Origin of the sequence: Streptomyces sp. NPDC051133 (assembly GCF_040682635.1) — a bacterium.
Lineage (GTDB): Bacteria > Actinomycetota > Actinomycetes > Streptomycetales > Streptomycetaceae > Streptomyces.
Window position 1 is genome coordinate 119123 of sequence record NZ_JBFBBK010000008.1, and the last position, 15638, is coordinate 134760.

General features: G+C 72.3%; 13 protein-coding genes. 5 read left to right on the forward strand and 8 right to left on the reverse strand.

The features are described 5' to 3' along the window. Positions 1-47: 47 nt before the first annotated feature. On the reverse strand, positions 48-1115 hold the full coding sequence (locus tag AB0N17_RS11495) for an RNA ligase (ATP) (RefSeq protein WP_366010976.1): 1068 nt from the start codon (positions 1113-1115) through the stop codon (positions 48-50). A 147-nt stretch (positions 1116-1262) separates the two neighbouring features. Here AB0N17_RS11495 and AB0N17_RS11500 point away from each other — a divergent pair, with 147 nt between their 5' ends. Next, complete coding sequence (locus AB0N17_RS11500) at positions 1263-1997, forward strand: hypothetical protein (RefSeq protein WP_366010977.1); 735 nt, start codon at positions 1263-1265, stop codon at positions 1995-1997. Here the strand turns inward: AB0N17_RS11500 and AB0N17_RS11505 are convergent. Continuing rightward, entirely contained in the window at positions 1943-2677 is a 735-nt protein-coding gene (locus tag AB0N17_RS11505) for a 3-keto-5-aminohexanoate cleavage protein (protein WP_366010978.1), read from the reverse strand. The genes AB0N17_RS11500 and AB0N17_RS11505 overlap by 55 nt on opposite strands. A gap of 103 nt (positions 2678-2780) precedes the next feature. Next, a complete protein-coding gene (locus AB0N17_RS11510) occupies positions 2781-3383 on the reverse strand; it encodes a hypothetical protein (protein WP_366010979.1) in 603 nt (200 codons plus the stop codon). A gap of 207 nt (positions 3384-3590) precedes the next feature. On the opposite strand from AB0N17_RS11510, the gene AB0N17_RS11515 reads away from it, so the two are divergent. Beyond that, complete coding sequence (locus tag AB0N17_RS11515) at positions 3591-6377, forward strand: penicillin acylase family protein (protein WP_366010980.1); 2787 nt, start codon at positions 3591-3593, stop codon at positions 6375-6377. 18 nt (positions 6378-6395) lie between these two features. Here AB0N17_RS11515 and AB0N17_RS11520 read toward each other — a convergent pair whose 3' ends face one another. Beyond that, positions 6396-7697, reverse strand: coding sequence for a serine-threonine protein kinase (locus AB0N17_RS11520; RefSeq protein ID WP_366010981.1), 1302 nt, complete (start codon positions 7695-7697; stop codon positions 6396-6398). Between the two features lie 83 nt (positions 7698-7780). After that, positions 7781-9001 carry a DUF1343 domain-containing protein gene (locus tag AB0N17_RS11525; RefSeq protein WP_366010982.1) on the reverse strand — a complete coding sequence of 407 codons (1221 nt, stop codon included), beginning with the start codon at positions 8999-9001 and terminating at the stop codon, positions 7781-7783. Positions 9002-9104: 103 nt separating this feature from the next. Here AB0N17_RS11525 and AB0N17_RS11530 point away from each other — a divergent pair, with 103 nt between their 5' ends. Genes AB0N17_RS11530 through AB0N17_RS11540 form a run of 3 tightly spaced genes read left to right on the forward strand, consistent with a single transcriptional unit; the run spans position 9105 to position 12162 of the window. Beyond that, positions 9105-9878: an SDR family oxidoreductase gene (locus AB0N17_RS11530; RefSeq protein ID WP_366010983.1), complete on the forward strand. Its 774-nt coding sequence runs from the start codon at positions 9105-9107 to the stop codon at positions 9876-9878. Continuing rightward, complete coding sequence (locus AB0N17_RS11535) at positions 9875-11542, forward strand: AMP-binding protein (protein ID WP_366010984.1); 1668 nt, start codon at positions 9875-9877, stop codon at positions 11540-11542. Before AB0N17_RS11530 ends, AB0N17_RS11535 begins: the two co-directional genes overlap by 4 nt. Before the next feature lie 26 nt (positions 11543-11568). Then, positions 11569-12162, forward strand: coding sequence for a TetR/AcrR family transcriptional regulator (locus AB0N17_RS11540; RefSeq protein ID WP_366010985.1), 594 nt, complete (start codon positions 11569-11571; stop codon positions 12160-12162). Here AB0N17_RS11540 and AB0N17_RS11545 read toward each other — a convergent pair. The 3 genes from AB0N17_RS11545 to AB0N17_RS11555 form a co-directional block, all read right to left on the reverse strand. Then, a complete protein-coding gene (locus tag AB0N17_RS11545; RefSeq protein ID WP_366010986.1) occupies positions 12101-13021 on the reverse strand; it encodes a LysR family transcriptional regulator in 921 nt (306 codons plus the stop codon). The two genes, AB0N17_RS11540 and AB0N17_RS11545, sit on opposite strands and share 62 nt — an antisense overlap. 161 nt (positions 13022-13182) lie before the next feature. Continuing rightward, positions 13183-14397, reverse strand: coding sequence for an acyl-CoA dehydrogenase (locus AB0N17_RS11550; protein WP_366010987.1), 1215 nt, complete (start codon positions 14395-14397; stop codon positions 13183-13185). 6 nt (positions 14398-14403) lie between these two features. Then, the gene (locus AB0N17_RS11555; RefSeq protein WP_366010988.1) at positions 14404-15426 is read right to left on the reverse strand and encodes a phosphotransferase family protein; all 1023 of its coding nucleotides are present in this window, start codon (positions 15424-15426) and stop codon (positions 14404-14406) included. Between the last annotated feature and the right edge of the window lie 212 nt (positions 15427-15638).

A 15638-nucleotide genomic window follows, 5' to 3' on the forward strand; every position in this document is an offset into this window, starting at 1 on the left:
TCGGCGCAGGAGAGCCCGTAGGGGCCCCTCCTCCGCCGACGGCGGCCTCACTCGTACTCCGTGCCGCCCTTGCGCGTCAGGTACGCCGGACTGACCGCCTTGGCGATCGCCCGTCCCCCGGTCACCGGGCTGTACCGCTCCACCGCGGGCCGGATCACCACGCCCTCCCGCAGGTGCAGCCCCCGCCCGGACACCGTCTCGCGGCCGCTCGCGAACTCCCGCACCCGCTCGATGTCGTACGGCCCCGCGTACAGCCGGGGCACCACCAGCAGCTCCCCCTCCAGCAGCTCCGCCGCGTCGAGCCAGCGCACGGTGCCGTCGATCTCCGCCGAGACGTCGAACGCCGCGTACCCCAGCGTCTCCCGCCGTCCGTCGGCCCCGTACGTCAGGTCCTGCACCCCGGCGCCGAACACCTCACCGAAGATGCCGACCCGGCGCGCCCCGAGCCGCTCGGCCAGCCGGGCGGCCGCCTCCGCGACCCCGTGTCCGCGCACCGCCCGCCAGTACAGGTTCCGTGAATCCTCCCGCAGCGCCAGGGACTTGGCGCCGAAGCCCTTGGAAGAGACATGGACCCGTCCCTCGCCGGCGACGTACGTCAGCAGACAGGCCGAGCCGTGCAGCTTCTCCGTGAGGACGACCGGCTCACCCGGAGCGAAGATGTCCGGGTAGCGCTGGATGTTCTCGATGTCGACCCAGGACAGCAGGCCGGGGGCGGACTCCACCTCGCCGTTCATCGTCGGCGGGACCGGCGGCACCCACTTGGTGATGCCCAGCCGCTCGGCGAAGTCCGCGCGCTCGGCCGCCGCCCGGGCCAGGTCGACGCCGGCCAGCTCCCGCGGCCGGCACACGATGCCCTGCGACAGCTCCCCGCGCAGCCGTACCGCCTTGACCCGGTTGGCCTCGCCGCCCGCGAGCCGCCCGGTCAGGCCCAGCTCCTCGACCAGCGCGGCCGGGAGCACGGCCTGCTCGGGGATGTAGACGGCGGCCTCACCGGTGCGGTACGCGCCCTTGGCGACGACGGCGCGGTACAGGCCCACCTGGGCCAGTTCGAGCGCGTCGGCGTTCGGATGCTCGTGGACGGTCAGCACTTCGGCGGTCACCCGCAGCGTGGACATGGGACTCCCCGTGTTCCTGGGTCCGGTTTCATCGCCTCCACTGTCCGGACGGAAACCGGCTGGAGCGAGGGGATTTGAGGCTGGTAGCGTCGCCCTCTTCGGCCGGCGGCGACGCCGTGCACGGAGTACCGGACGGGACCGTCTCCCATGCACACCCCCGCCCTCACCGCCGCACTCGCGGCCGTCGACACACTCTTCGACGGGTGCGCGAGCCCGAACGAGACCGGCTGCGACCGCTGCCACCTCCCCGAGGAGACCGCGTATCTGCGCACGCCGTCCGTCCGCGTGCCCCTGGAGGTGGTGAAGATGTACCTCTGCGAGGTGTCCGACCACTTCGACGACCAGGCCGCCGCCATGCGGCGCCTGCTGCCGGACGCGGCACGGGCGATGGCCGACGGCACCCTGGACGGCCTCGGCTGGGAGACGCAGGCCCTGAGCCTGGCGGACCGGCGCTCCTGGTCCGCCGAACAGGCCGCGGCCCTGGAGGCGTTCGTCCTCGCCTGGTGGCAGGAGGTGCTCGCGGCTCCCGAGCCGGCGTACCCGGTCGAGGACGTCTTCGAGGTCTGCGGCGCGATCCTGCGCACGATGACTCCGCTGCTCGACCGGTGGGAGCCGGGTCCCGTCGCCGACGCCCATCTGGTCGACTGCGCGGACACCTGGCTGTACGACCTGGTCGGGGACCAGTGGCCGTTCCGCTGGTGGAACCGGCACGACGAGGCCGCCGGAATCGCCGAACTCCAGTGCTGGCTCGCCCGGCACGCGGCCGGCCGCCTGCGGGCCCGGGGCGAGACGGACCTCGCGAAACGCTCCGAGCTGGTGGGGCTGCCCTACGACGAGCGCTGGGACGACCCGTACTGGGCCAGCGCCTCCGCCACCAACTGAGCGTTGGACACGGCCCGCCCGCCGTCCGGCAGGAGCAGCGTGTCCTCCAGGCCGATCCGGGTGGCGAGGCCCAGCCGGCCGGCCAGCCGCAGCACCGGCCAGGTGCCGCCCTCCTCGCCGTGCAACAGCACCGGCCGGCCGTGGGCGGCGCCCAACTCGGCCAGCAGGGCCCGCGCCGAGGCCTCGGCGGTCGCCGGGTCCGGGTCGGTCACCTCCGCCAGCACCCGCAGCACCCTCGGCGCCAGCGGCGAGGCCGCGAACCGGGCCGCGCCCCCGGTCCCGGACCAGATGCCCGCCTCCACCCCCACGCCACGGTCGAGCAGCGCGGCGGCGACCTCCTCGGCGCCCTGCTCATGCCAGTTGACCGAGGCGAAGTCGGGCAGCACCGACCAGCCGCGCACCCGGGCGAGGCGGGCCGCCGGATCGGGCTCCGCCCAGGCGCCCGTCGTCACCCCGACCGGCACCGGCACCCGCGCCCGTATCTCCTCCAGCGTCGGCGCGAGCACACGCGCAGAGAGGCTGTCATGCCCGCACGGAGTCCTGGGGTGGACATGCACCGATGTCGCTCCGGCCGTCACGGCCTTCACCGCCGAACGTGCCATCTCCTGCGGGGACAGCGGCACCGCCGCACTCTCGGCGGCCGAACGGCGTCCGTTGAGACACACCTGCACCTGCACCATGACCCGATGGTGCCAGGCGGCACCCAGGAATGGGGGCACGGCATCCCCTGCGCACCCCCGGTGAAACGCCCCGGTGGAACCCCCCGTTGCACCGCGGCGGCGGTCAGGCCGACATCAACAGCATCCCCCGCCGGGCGTACTGCAGCGCCCGCGGGGAGAGCACGGGGCGGGGCACGAGGATCCCGCAGTCCGTGCAGACCGGGCCGGACGACGGCGCGTGGTCCAGTCCGTACTTCCACAGCAGCCGTTCCCCGCCGCACACCGGGCAGCACGAGCCCGGCTCGCGCTCCAGCGCGGCGATCAGCCGGCGCAGCACGTCGGCCAGCGGCTCGACGGGGTGGATCCGCGGGTCGTCGCACCACGCGACCCCGAACCCGCCCCAGGTGAGCCGGTGCCAGTCGTCCACGCTGCCCGGGCGGCGCAGCCCGTCGTGCTTCTCCTTCCTGCGCCGCTCGGTGAAATCGGTCTCGTAGGCCAGCCAGACGGAACGGGCCTCCTCCAGCTCCTCCAGCGCGGCCACGAGCCGCGCCGGGTCGGGGGAGCGGTCCTCCGGGCCGAAGCCCGCCCGGGAGCACAGATGGTCCCAGGTCGCCCGATGCCCGTAAGGGGCGAATTTTTCGAGGCACTTGCGCAGTGAGTACCGCCGCAGCGCCAGATCACAGTCCGGGTCGCGAACCTGTCTCGCCAGACTCCGGAAACCGGCCATCGTCCTGCACCTCCGTCACACCTGCACCTGTACTTCGGTCACTTCGGCGTCTTGCACGGACGTCGCCGAATAGACGTATCGACAGGCGATTCGGCTCCATCTCTTCTCGAGGCTCTTCCTGCGGACTCCAAAAAGTGACGCATGTTCATCTTCAAACTCGGGGATACCGGCGGTAACGTGCGCCCACCCCTGTCGCTAGGAGCTGCCATGCCACGGCGAACCCCACGTACCGCCCTTGACAGACTGAGAACGTCCCGCCGCTTTCCCGGGTTCCTGAAGACGGCGTCGATATGCGTCCTCGTCGCCGGACTTCTCTCCCCACTGACCCAGACCGCCTCCGCCGCCCAGGCCACCGCCTCGAACGACTACTGCGGCGGCCAGTGCTCGGACATCCTGCCGCCCGGCGAGAACGGCAACGCGACCCTCGCCCAGATCCTGCTCAACCAGGCCTTCGGCACCCAGCCCTCGCACGCCGAGGACCAGCTCGGCCCCTACGCCAACCTGGCCAAGGGCTACCCGGGCCTGACCGACGCGACGGTCAACTCCTTCTTCGGCGACGCCTCCTTCGGCGTCCCGTCCGACCAGGTCGCCTCCACCGAGAAACCAGGCGGGCGCAGCGACGTGACGATCGTCCGGGACAAGAAGAGCGGTGTGCCGCACATCACGGGCACCACCCGGTACGGCACCGAGTACGGCGCCGGATACGCGGCGGCCGAGGACCGGCTCTGGCTGATGGACGTCTTCCGGCACGTCGGCCGCGGCCAGCTGACCTCCTTCGCCGGCGGCGCCGCCGCCAACCAGGGCCTGGAGCAGCAGTTCTACCGCAGCGCGCCGTACACCGAGGCCGACCTCCAGGCGCAGATCGACAACGCCGTCGCCAGGAACGGCGCACGCGGCCAGCAGGCCCTCGCCGACGTCAACGCCTACCTCGCCGGCGTCAACGCCTACATCGACGCCTCCGACAGCGGCCGTTACTTCCCCGGCGAGTACGACCTGACCGGTCACAAGGACCCGATCACCAACGCCGGCACCATCCAGCACTTCAAGGTCACCGACCTCGTGGCGCTGGCCTCCGTCATCGGCTCCCTGTTCGGCTCCGGCGGGGGCGGCGAGGTCAACAACGCCCTCTCCCTGATCGCCGCGCAGGCCAAGTACGGCGTCGAGGAGGGCACCAGGGTCTGGGAGTCCTTCCGTGAGCGCAACGACCCCGAGGCCGCCCTCACCGTCCACGACGGCCAGAGCTTCCCGTACGCCACCAAGCCCGCCGACGCCCAGGGCCAGGCCCTGCCCGACGCCGGTTCGGTGACCGAGGAACCGCTCGTCTACGACCGCACCGGCAGCGCCGGCACCTCGGCGGCGAAGAACGCCTCCGGCGGCGCCGCCAGGAGCGCGCTCGGCTCGGCCAGGCGCGGCATGTCCAACGCCCTCGTGGTGAGCGGACAGCACACCGCGAGCGGCCACCCGATCGCCGTCTTCGGACCGCAGACCGGCTACTTCGCCCCGCAGCTGCTCATGCTCCAGGAGATCCAGGGCCCGGGCATCAGCGCCCGCGGCGCCTCCTTCGCGGGGCTGAGCATGTACGTCGAACTCGGCCGCGGCCAGGACTACTCCTGGAGCGCGACCACCTCCGGCCAGGACATCATCGACACCTATGCCGTCGAGCTGTGCCAGGACGACTACCACTACCTGTACCACGGCACCTGCACGGCCATGGACAAGCTCGAGCAGAAGAACTCCTGGTCGCCGACGACGGCGGACGGCACGGCCGCCGGGTCGTACACGATGCGGGTGTGGCGCACGAAGTACGGGCCGGTGGAGTACCGGGCGACCGTCGGCGGCAAGAAGGTCGCCTACACCAGCCTGCGCTCGTCGTACCTGCACGAGGCAGACTCGATCATCGGCTTCCAGATGCTGAACGACCCCGGCTACGTCAAGGGGCCGCAGGACTTCCAGAGCGCGGCGCAGCACATCAACTACACCTTCAACTGGTTCTACGCCGGCTCCCGGCACACCGCGTACTACAACAGCGGTGACAACCCGGTCCGCGCGTCCGGCGTCGACGCCGAGTTCCCGGTCTGGGCACAGCCCGCCTACGAGTGGCGCGACTGGGACCCGGCGGGCAACACCGCCGACTACACCCCGGCCTCCGCCCACCCCAACTCCGTCGACCAGGACTACTACATCTCCTGGAACAACAAGCAGGCCGAGGACTACACGACCGCCTCCTGGGGCGACGGCTCCGTGCACCGCGGCAACCTGCTCGACGACCGGGTGAAGAAGCTGGTCGCCGCCGGCGGGGTGACCCGTACGAAGCTCGTCCAGGCCATGGCGGACGCGGCCCTCGCCGACCTGCGCGCCGAGGACGTGCTGCCGAAGCTGCTCAAGGTGATCGGCTCCTCGGCGGTGACCGACCCCACGGCCGCCGACGCGGTGAGCAAGCTGCAGGCCTGGGTGACGGCGGGCGCCAAGCGCACCGAGACCTCCGCCGGTTCGAAGACCTACGCGAACGCCGACGCGATCCGCATCCTGGACGCCTGGTGGCCGCTGCTGGTCAAGGCGGAGTTCGAACCGGGCCTCGGCAGCGACCTGTACACCGCGATCACCAACGCCATCCCCGTGGACGAGGCGCCGTCCGCCGGGCACGGCCCGACCGGCTCGCACGCCGGAAGCTCCTTCCAGTACGGCTGGTGGAGCTATGTCGACAAGGACATCCGGGCGGTGCTGGGCGAGTCCGTGCGGGGCGGCCTGACGCACGAGTACTGCGGCGGCGGCAGCCTCGGCGCCTGCCGGGACCTCATGATCAGCACCCTGAAGCAGGCGGCCGGCGCGACCGCCGCCCAGGTCTACCCGGGCGACGACCAGTGCTCGGCCGGCGACCAGTGGTGCGCCGACTCGATCGTCCAGCGCACCCTGGGCGGCATCAAGCACGGCAGGATCGGCTGGCAGAACCGGCCGACCTACCAGCAGGTCGTGGAGTACACGTCACACCGCTGAGGTGACCCCGGCGGCGGGTCAGGCGATCCGGCCCGCCGCCAGGACCACCCGCGCCAGCTCGGGGTGCAGGATGTCGCTGTGCGCCCCGGCCGGCGGGCCGCCCCGCCGGACGACGGCCGCCGCGTCGACGTTCACGCACCCGGACGCGGGCAGCGCCCCGCCCAGGGCCGCAGCGAGGTCCATGCGGGCGGTGCCCGGCACCGCCTGCACCCCGTCGTGGCCCATGGCGCCCCACCGCGGACCCAGCACCGCCGCGATCTCGCCGCCCGCACACGACCGGTCGTCCCCGGACAGCCGGGAGGCCAGCGGGTAGAACGTGCCGAGCGCCGAGTCGAAGTGCGAATGGCAGCACACCAGCGGACCGTCGATCCGCCGCTGGCGGTCCTTGAGCGCACCGGCCCGGTGCGCGTCCTGCGGCAGCCGGTCCGCGAACGCGTAGTGGGAGAACGCGCCCTGCAGGAGCGTCACCGACTTCACCGTACGCACCCCGTCCGCCAGCCCGAGCAGCGCGAACGCCACCAGCCGCCCGCCGAAGCTGTGCCCGGCCAGGTGCACCCGCACCCCGGGCGCCGCCTGCGCCAACTGCCCGAGCACCGGCCCGAGTCCGTGCTCGCCGACCGTCCCGGCACGCCGCTTCATCGTGTAGTACGTCGCCTGGCGCAGCAGCTCCTTGGCGCCGTCCCAGGGGTTCGGGATGCCGAACCCGGCGGCCGGTGCGCCCGGCGACTCCACCGCGGCGAGCGCCGCGGCGAACTCGTCGCACGCGCCCGCCGGGTCCCCGGTGAGGACGGACGGCTCGCCCTCCTCCCCGGTGTCGCCCACACCGGCCCGCTCCCCGCCCGCCAGCAGCCGCACCAGCCGCCCGAACTCCGTCAGCCCCTGGTCACCGGCGGGCCGTTCGTCCAGCATCCGGGCCAGCTGGTCGATCACGGGCGCGCGGCCGGGGAAGGTCTCCAGCAGGGCGCGCCGGGTGTCCTTGTCCAGCGCCGGGCGCGGTACCGCCTCCGCCTCCACGGCCGCCACGGACTTCGGGAAGTCGGGGATCGGCTCGTCGCTGAACCGCATCGACGGCCAGATCACGCCCACGTACCCGAGGCGGGCCCGCGGCGCCAGCCCGGGGACCGGTGCGAAGAACCGGCGGTAGAGCGCGGTCGCGCCGGAGCGGTCGTTGTTCCAGCCGTGGGCGAAGACGATCAGGTCACGGACGCCGTGCTCCGTGACCTGCGCCACCAGCCGGTCGCGTTCGGGGCCGTCCACGTCCCCGTCCGCGTCGAAGGTCAGCTCCCAGTAGGGAGTCACGCTCATCCCAGGATCCGCCATGCCAGGCTCCCTCGTCCCGCCTGAAACGATGCGTTACGGGCGCATCGTCCTGCGGCGGGACGGAGTTGGCCATAGACCGCGCCTCACCGGTACAGGAGATAGCCCTTTCGGGTGCGCCGGAACGCGGCCAGCTCCTCCTGCCAGGCTCCGGTCACCTCGTCCGTGGCCGCGCCCGCGTCGATCATCGTGCGGACCCGGTCGGAGCCGGTGAGCTTGTCGATCCAGTTGTCCGGCCGCCAGGCGAACCCCTCCCACACCCGCTTCGCGGTCACCAGCAGCCCGATCCCGGTGCGTACGGGGTCGAAGGCGCCCCGGTCGGTCACGTGGATCTGCACCCCGCCGACCGTCTTCCCCTGGAACTTGGAGAACGTGGGCGCGAAGTACGCCTCCCGGAACCGCACGCCCGGCAGTCCGAGCGCGTTCGCGGCGGCGGCCCACCGCCCGTCGATCCCGTCCGCGCCGAGCAGTTCGAAGGGCCGGGTCGTGCCACGCCCCTCGGAGACGTTGGTGCCCTCGAACATGCAGGTGCCGGAGTACACCAGCGCCGTGTCCGGGGTCGGCATGTTCGGGCTCGGCGGCACCCAGGGCAGCCCGGAGCCGTCGTACCAGTCCGACCGCTTCCACCCGGTCATCAGCACGGTGGCCGGCGCGACCGACCTGTCGAAGAACTCCCCGTCGAACAGCGCCGCCAGCTCCGCGACGGTCATGCCGTGCGCCTGCGCGATCGGCCGCCGGCCGACGAACGTGGCGAACTCCTCGTGCAGCACCGGGCCCTGGGCGTCCCGCCCGGTGACCGGGTTCGGGCGGTCCAGCACGACGAAGCGCCTGCCCGCGAGCCGCGCGGCCTCCATGCAGTCGTAGAGCGTCCAGATGTACGTGTAGAAGCGGGCGCCCACGTCCTGGATGTCGAAGACGACCGTGTCGACACCGGAGGCGGTGAAGACGTCGGCGAGCGGCTTGCCGCTCTTGAGGTACGTGTCGTAGACCGGCAGGCCCGTCGCCGGGTCGTCGTAGCGGCCCTCGGAGCCGCCGGCCTGCGCGGTGCCCCGGAAGCCGTGTTCGGGGCCGAAGACCGCGGTCAGCTTCACCCGGGGGTCCTCGTGCATGACGTCGACGATGTGGCGGGCGTCTTTGGTGATGCCTGTGGGGTTGGTGATGATGCCGACGCGTTGTCCCTGCAACAGGGAGTAGCCGTCGGCCGCGAGTCTCTCGAAGCCGGTGCGCAGCCCTTCGCGGTGTGCGGGGGCGGCCGGGAAGGCGGCCATCGAGGCCGAGGCGAGGAGGTTCCGTCGGGACAGGTCCATGGCTGGAGGTTGGTGCGACGGCCCTTCCTTCACACATACCGACCGGTTAGTCTGGGCCGGTCAGAGCCGATGCGCGCCGCGCGATTCGTGTCGAAGGAGACCGATGGTGGAAGCCGTGCAGGATGCGGGAGTGGTCGTCACCGGGGCCGGCGGCGGGATCGGGGCCGCGCTGGCCCGGCGGTTCGCCGCGGAGGGGGCCCGGGTCGTCGTGAACGACCTGGACGCCGAGAAGGCCAAGGCGGTGGCCGCTGAGATCGGCGGGATCGCCGTGCCGGGCGACGCCTCCGCGATCGTCGGCGACGCCCGCGACGCGCTCGGCGGCACCGTCGACGTCTACTGCGCCAACGCCGGTGTCGCCTTCGAGGACTCGGGCGAGGGCGGCCCGCTCGACGAGACGTCCTGGGCGGTGTCCTGGGACGTCAACGTCATGGCGCACGTCCGCGCGGCCCACGAGCTGCTGCCGCACTGGCTGGAGCGGGGCGCCGGGCGGTTCGTGTCCACCGTGTCCGCCGCCGGCCTCCTCACCATGATCGGAGCGCCCTCCTACAGCGTCACCAAGCACGGCGCCCTGGCCTTCGCCGAGTGGCTGTCGCTGACGTACCGCCACCGGGGCCTGAAGGTCCACGCGATCTGTCCGCAGGGCGTCCGCACGGACATGCTGGCCGCGACCGGCAGCGCCGGCGACCTGGTGCTGCATCCGACCGCGATCGAGCCCGAGGCCGTCGCCGACGCCCTGTTCCGGGGGATCGAGGAGGACCGCTTCCTCGTCCTGCCGCACCCCGAGGTCGCCGAGTACTACGCGGCCCGTGCCGCCTCCCCCGACCGCTGGCTGGCCGGCATGAACCACATCCAGCGCAAGTGGGAGGACGCCCGGTGAGCACACTCCGGTACGCCGACCGCCCCTGGCTGGCCCTCCTCGACGACGTCCAGCGCGGTCCGGTCGACCCCGCCGACTCCCTCGTGCACGCCCTGCGGGCCGCCGTCGCCGAGGCCCCCGAGCGCACCTTCCTCGCCTATTTCGACGCCCGGCTGAGCTATCGCGAGGTGGACGAGCTGAGCGACTCCGTCGCCGCCCACCTCGCCGCGCGCGGGCTGGAGCGCGGCGAGCGGGTGGCCGTGCTGCTGCAGAACTCCCCGCACTTCGCGCTCGCCGTCCTCGGCGCCTGGAAGGCCGGCGCGACCGTCGTCCCGGTCAACCCCATGTACAAGTCGGCCGAGGTCGGGCACGTCCTGCGGGACGGCGAGGTGGCCGCGCTGGTCTGCTCCGACCGGGCCTGGGAGTCGTATCTGCGCGCCACGGCCGCCGACTCGCCGGTGCGGGTCGTCCTCACCGCGTGCGAGCGGGACTTCCAGACCCGCGACGACGCGCGCGTGCTCGGCTTCGAGCGGCTGCCGCAGGCGCCGGACGCCGACGACCTCGTGGCCGTCGCCCGGCAGGGCGGCACGGCCCCCGGCGGCCGCGCCCCGCGACCGGACGACATCGCGCTGATCAGCTACACCTCCGGCACCAGCGGCACCCCCAAGGGCGCCACCAACACGCACGGCAACATCATGTACAACGCCGAGCGGCAGCGGACGGGGCTCGCACTGCCCGACGCGCCCGTCTACTACGCGCTCGCGCCGCTGTTCCACATCACCGGCATGGTCTGCCAGTTCGGCGCCTGCCTGAACAGCGCGGGCACCCTGGTGCTCACGTACCGCTTCGAAACGGGACTCGTCCTGGAGTCCTTCGCCGAGCACCGCCCGCACTACACGGTCGGCCCGTCCACCGCCTACATGGCGCTCGCCGCCCACCCGGACGCCACCCGGGAACACTTCGCCTCCTTCGTGAACCTGTCCTCCGGCGGCGCGCCCGTGCCGCCCGCCCTGGTGGAGAAGTTCCGCGGGCTGTTCGGGCCGTACATCCGCGTCGGCTACGGCCTCACCGAGTGCTCCGGCCCGTGCGCCGCCGTCCCGCCCGCCCTGGAGGCCCCCGTGGACCCCGTCTCCGGGACGCTGTCGGTGGGCGTGCCCGGCGCCGACACGCTCGTCAGGATCGTGGACGAGCAGGGCGCGGAGGTGCCCTTCGGGGAGCAGGGCGAGATCGTCGTACGCGGGCCCCAGGTGATCCCGGGCTACTGGCGGCGCCCGGACGCCACCGCCGAGACCTTCCCCGGCGGGGAGCTGCGCACCGGCGACATCGGGTTCATGGACGAGCGGGGCTGGCTGTACGTCGTCGACCGCAAGAAGGACATGATCAACGCGTCCGGGTTCAAGGTGTGGCCCCGTGAGGTCGAGGACGTGCTGTACACCCACCCGGCGGTGCGCGAGGCGGCCGTGGTGGGCGTCGCCGACGGCTACCGTGGCGAGACCGTCAAGGCCTACATCAGCCTGCGTCCGGGCGCGGAGGCGGACCCGGACGAACTCGCGGTGTACTGCAAGGAGAGACTGGCCGCCTACAAATATCCGCGTCAGGTGGAGATCCTGCCCGACCTGCCCAAGACGGCGAGTGGCAAGATCCTCCGTCGGGAACTGCGTTCCCGCGCGCACGACACCCAGTAGGCAACACGGAAAGGCAGGTGGCGGCAGTGCCCAGGACGACGGACACCGAGGGAGCACCTGTTCCGCAGCGGCTCCTCGCCGCCGCCACCCGGCTCTTCGCGGAGCAGGGTTACGACCGCACCTCGGTGCAGGAGATCGTGGAGGCGGCCGGCGTCACCAAGGGGGCGCTGTACCACTACTTCGGCTCCAAGGACGACCTCCTGCACGAGGTGTACGCGCGCGTGCTGCGCGTCCAGATGGAGCGGCTCGACCACTTCGCGGACATGGACGCGCCGGTGGAGAAGCGGCTCAGGGGCGCGGCGGCGGACGTGGTCGTCACGACGATCGAGAACCTCGACGACGCGTCGATCTTCTTCCGCTCCATGCACCACCTGAGCCCGGAGAAGAACAAGCAGGTCCGCGCCGAGCGCCGGCGCTACCACGAACGCTTCCGCGCGCTGATCGAGGAGGGCCAGCAGGCGGGGGTCTTCTCCACGGCGACCCCGGCCGACCTGGTCGTGGACTACCACTTCGGCTCGGTCCACCACCTGTCGACCTGGTACCGCCCCGACGGCCCCCTCACCCCGCAGCAGGTCGCCGACCAGCTCGCCGACCTGCTGCTGCGGGCGCTGCGTCCGTGAAGTGACGCACGAGGGCCACGGCCGCGGGATTGCGGGGCCGTGCGCCGCGTCCCGCGAGGACGACCGTACGGCCGGGCTCCGGCTGCCGTATCCGCACACACGGCAGCCCGGCCCGCTCCCCGATGGCCCGGGGCACGAACGCCACCCCGATCCCGGCCCGCACGAGCTCGACCAGCAGCCCGATCTGGGTGACGTCGCAGGTGATACGGCGTTCCAGTCCGCAGTGGGCCGCCAGGCGCCGTACGGCCGTCTCCAGGCCGGTCCCGGCGCGGAAGTCCACGAAGGGCTCGTCGGCGAGGTCCCTGATGAGCGTGCGTCCCGCCTCGGCCAGCGGATGCCCCGGTGCGGTGATGAGCACCAGCTCCTCGTGCCAGTCGGCGTACCCGTGCAGCCCTTCGGGCGGCTCGTGCGCGTCCGGGGCGAGAAAGGCCAGGTCCAGCTCGCCGGCCCGCAGCGCCTCGGTCAGCTCGCCGACGGTCGCGTCCCGCACGGACACCTGGATGCCGGGGTGCTCCTCGTGGAAGGCGGCGAGTTCGGCGGGCAGGTCGACGCAGGTCAGCGTCTGGATGGTGCCGATGGACACCCGCCCCGTGGAAAGACCGGCCACGGCGGCCACCGCGTCCCGGGCCGCCTGCGCGCCGGCGAGCAGCGCACGCGCCTGGGGGAGAAGGGCGCGACCGGCCTCCGTGAGCACCACCCGGCGGCCCGTGCGGTCGAACAGGTCGGCGCCCAGCTCCCGTTCCAGGTTCTTGACGGACGTACTGAGCGCCGACTGGACGATGAGTTCGGCGCGGGCGGCGGCCGTGAAGCTTCCCTCGGTCACCACCGCCATGAAGTGGCGCAGCTGACGCATCTCCATCCATCCATCTTAGAGATGGCGGTCAGCGAAACCATCTGTTGGACCGGTGGGCGGCCTGCGGGCCACGCTGGTGGCATGACACGCAGACCCCCTCTCCTGCACCGGTTCCTGGCCTTCCTCCGGGCGCTGGCCCGCGAGGATCACCACTACTCGGGCGGCTATTAGAGGTACTTCTTCAGCTCCCGCCGCGCCAGCGACCGCTGGTGGACCTCGTCCGGGCCGTCGGCCAGCATCAGGGTGCGGGCGCTCGCGTACAGCTCGGCCAGCGGGAAGTCCTGGCTCACGCCGCCCGCACCGTGCAGCTGGATCGCCCGGTCCAGGATGCCGACCACGGCACGCGGGGTGGCGATCTTGATGGCCTGGATCTCCGTGTGGGCGCCCTTGTTGCCGACGGTGTCCATCAGCCAGGCCGTCTTCAGCACCAGCAGCCGCAGCTGCTCGACGGTGACCCGGGCGTCCGCGATCCAGTTCTGGACCACGCCCTGCTGGGCCAGCGCCTTGCCGAAGGCCGTACGGGACACCGCCCGCCGGCACATCAGCTCGATCGCCCGCTCGGCGATGCCGATCAGCCGCATGCAGTGGTGGATCCGGCCGGGACCGAGCCGGGCCTGGGCGATGGCGAAGCCGCCGCCCTCCTCGCCGATCAGGTTCGACACCGGCACGCGCGCGTGGTCGAAGATCACCTCGGCGTGGCCGCCGTGCGAGTGGTCCGCGTAGCCGAAGACCTGCATGGCGCGCTCGACGGTGACACCGGGTGTGTCGCGCGGGACCAGGACCATCGACTGCTGGCGGCGGACGTCCGCGCCGTCCGGGTCCGTCTTGCCCATCACGATGAAGATCTTGCAGTCCGGGTTCATCGCCCCGGAGATGTACCACTTGCGGCCGGTGATGACGTACTCGTCGCCGTCCCGTTCGATGTGCGTGGTGATGTTCGTCGCGTCCGAGGAGGCGACCTCCGGCTCGGTCATCGCGAACGCCGAGCGGATCTCACCGGCGAGCAGCGGCTCCAGCCACTGCTTGCGCTGCTGCTCGTTGCCGAACTGGGCCAGCACCTCCATGTTCCCGGTGTCCGGCGCGGCGCAGTTGGTCGCGGTGGGCGCGAGGTGCGGGGAGCGGCCGGTGATCTCGGCGAGCGGCGCGTACTGCAGGTTGGTCAGCCCGGCCCCGTACTCGGCGTCGGGCAGGAACAGGTTCCACAGCCCCTGCCTGCGGGCCTCGGCCTTCAGCTCCTCGACCACGGCCGGGGTGTCCCAGGGCGAGGCGAGCGCGGCCCGCTGCTCCTCGGCGACCGCCTCGGCGGGGTACACGTACTCGTCCATGAAGGCGAGGAGCCTGGCACGCAGCTCCTCCGTGCGCGCGTCGAACGCGAAGTCCATGTCCGGTCAGCCTTCCTGAAGAGTGGTCAGTCCGTGGTCGATGAAGACGGGCACGAGGTCGCCGATCCGGTCGAAGCCCCGCCCGACCGTCTGGCCCAGCGTGTACCGGTAGTGGATGCCCTCCAGGATCACGGCGAGCTTGAACCAGGCGAACGCCTCGTACCAGGAGACGGCCGAGACGTCCCGCCCCGAGCGTTCGGCGTACCGCTCGATCAGCTCCTGCGGCTCCGGATGCCCGGCGGCCTCGGCGGTGGTGGAGACAGGGGAGTCCGGCATGCTCAGCGACCGGCTGTACATCACCAGCAGGCCGAGGTCGGTCAGCGGGTCGCCGAGCGTGGACATCTCCCAGTCGAGGATCGCCTTGATCGTGTCGTCGGCGCCGATCAGGACGTTGTCGAGCCGGTAGTCCCCGTGGACGACGGCGGGTGCGGGCGAGGCGGGCAGCTGCCGGCCCAGCGTCGCGTGCAGCTCGTCGATGCCGGGCAGGTCGCGGTTGCGGGAGGCGTCCAGCTGCTTGCCCCAGCGGCGCAGCTGGCGGTCCAGGAAGCCCTCGGGGCGGCCGAAGTCGGCGAGGCCCACCTCGGCGGGGTCCACCGCGTGCAGCTCGACCAGCGTGTCCACCAGGGACAGCACCGCGTTCCGGGTGCGCTCGGCGCCGAGCGGGGCCAGCTGCTGGGCGGTGCGGTACGGGGTGCCCTCGACGAACTCCATGACGTAGAACGGCGCGCCGAGCACCTCCTCGTCCTCGCACAGCAGCACCGGGCGGGGGACCGGCACGTTGGTCGGGTGCAGGGCGCTGATCACCCGGTGCTCGCGCTTCATGTCGTGCGCGGTGGCGAGGACGTGGCCGAGCGGGGGCCGCCGTACGACCCACTTCGAGGTGCCGTCGGAGAGCGCGTAGGTGAGGTTCGACCGTCCGCCTTCGATCAGCCGTCCCGTCAGGGGGCCGTTCACCAGACCGGGGCGCTCGCGGTCGAGCAGGGCACGCAGCCGATCCGGGTCGAGACCGGGCGGGTGGTCGGCGCTCATACATCACTCCCTAGGGGCGGGTGGACTGGACCCGACTAATGATGCCGACCGGTCGGTATGTCGTCCAGTGCGCAGGCCGAACACGGTGCTCAACGTGACCGGAGCCACGATAGGCCGACGGCTCCCCGGCGCGCCCGCGCTGGACGACGTCACCCTCACGCTCCCGCTGGGCCGGATCATCGCGCTCGTGGGCGAGAACGGCTCGGGGAAGA

Excerpts from the sequence above, each read along its gene's own strand:
- AB0N17_RS11505 (WP_366010978.1), bottom strand. The coding sequence starts at position 2,677 with ATGGTGCAGGTGCAGGTGTGTCTCAACGGACGCCGTTCGGCCGCCGAG.
- AB0N17_RS11525 (WP_366010982.1), bottom strand. The coding sequence starts at position 9,001 with ATGGACCTGTCCCGACGGAACCTCCTCGCCTCGGCCTCGATGGCCGCC.
- AB0N17_RS11510 (WP_366010979.1), bottom strand. The coding sequence starts at position 3,383 with ATGGCCGGTTTCCGGAGTCTGGCGAGACAGGTTCGCGACCCGGACTGT.
- AB0N17_RS11500 (WP_366010977.1), top strand. The coding sequence starts at position 1,263 with ATGCACACCCCCGCCCTCACCGCCGCACTCGCGGCCGTCGACACACTC.
- AB0N17_RS11555 (WP_366010988.1), bottom strand. The coding sequence starts at position 15,426 with ATGAGCGCCGACCACCCGCCCGGTCTCGACCCGGATCGGCTGCGTGCC.
- AB0N17_RS11530 (WP_366010983.1), top strand. The coding sequence starts at position 9,105 with ATGGTGGAAGCCGTGCAGGATGCGGGAGTGGTCGTCACCGGGGCCGGC.
- AB0N17_RS11495 (WP_366010976.1), bottom strand. The coding sequence starts at position 1,115 with ATGTCCACGCTGCGGGTGACCGCCGAAGTGCTGACCGTCCACGAGCAT.
- AB0N17_RS11515 (WP_366010980.1), top strand. The coding sequence starts at position 3,591 with ATGCCACGGCGAACCCCACGTACCGCCCTTGACAGACTGAGAACGTCC.
- AB0N17_RS11520 (WP_366010981.1), bottom strand. The coding sequence starts at position 7,697 with ATGGCGGATCCTGGGATGAGCGTGACTCCCTACTGGGAGCTGACCTTC.
- AB0N17_RS11550 (WP_366010987.1), bottom strand. The coding sequence starts at position 14,397 with ATGGACTTCGCGTTCGACGCGCGCACGGAGGAGCTGCGTGCCAGGCTC.
- AB0N17_RS11545 (WP_366010986.1), bottom strand. The coding sequence starts at position 13,021 with ATGGAGATGCGTCAGCTGCGCCACTTCATGGCGGTGGTGACCGAGGGA.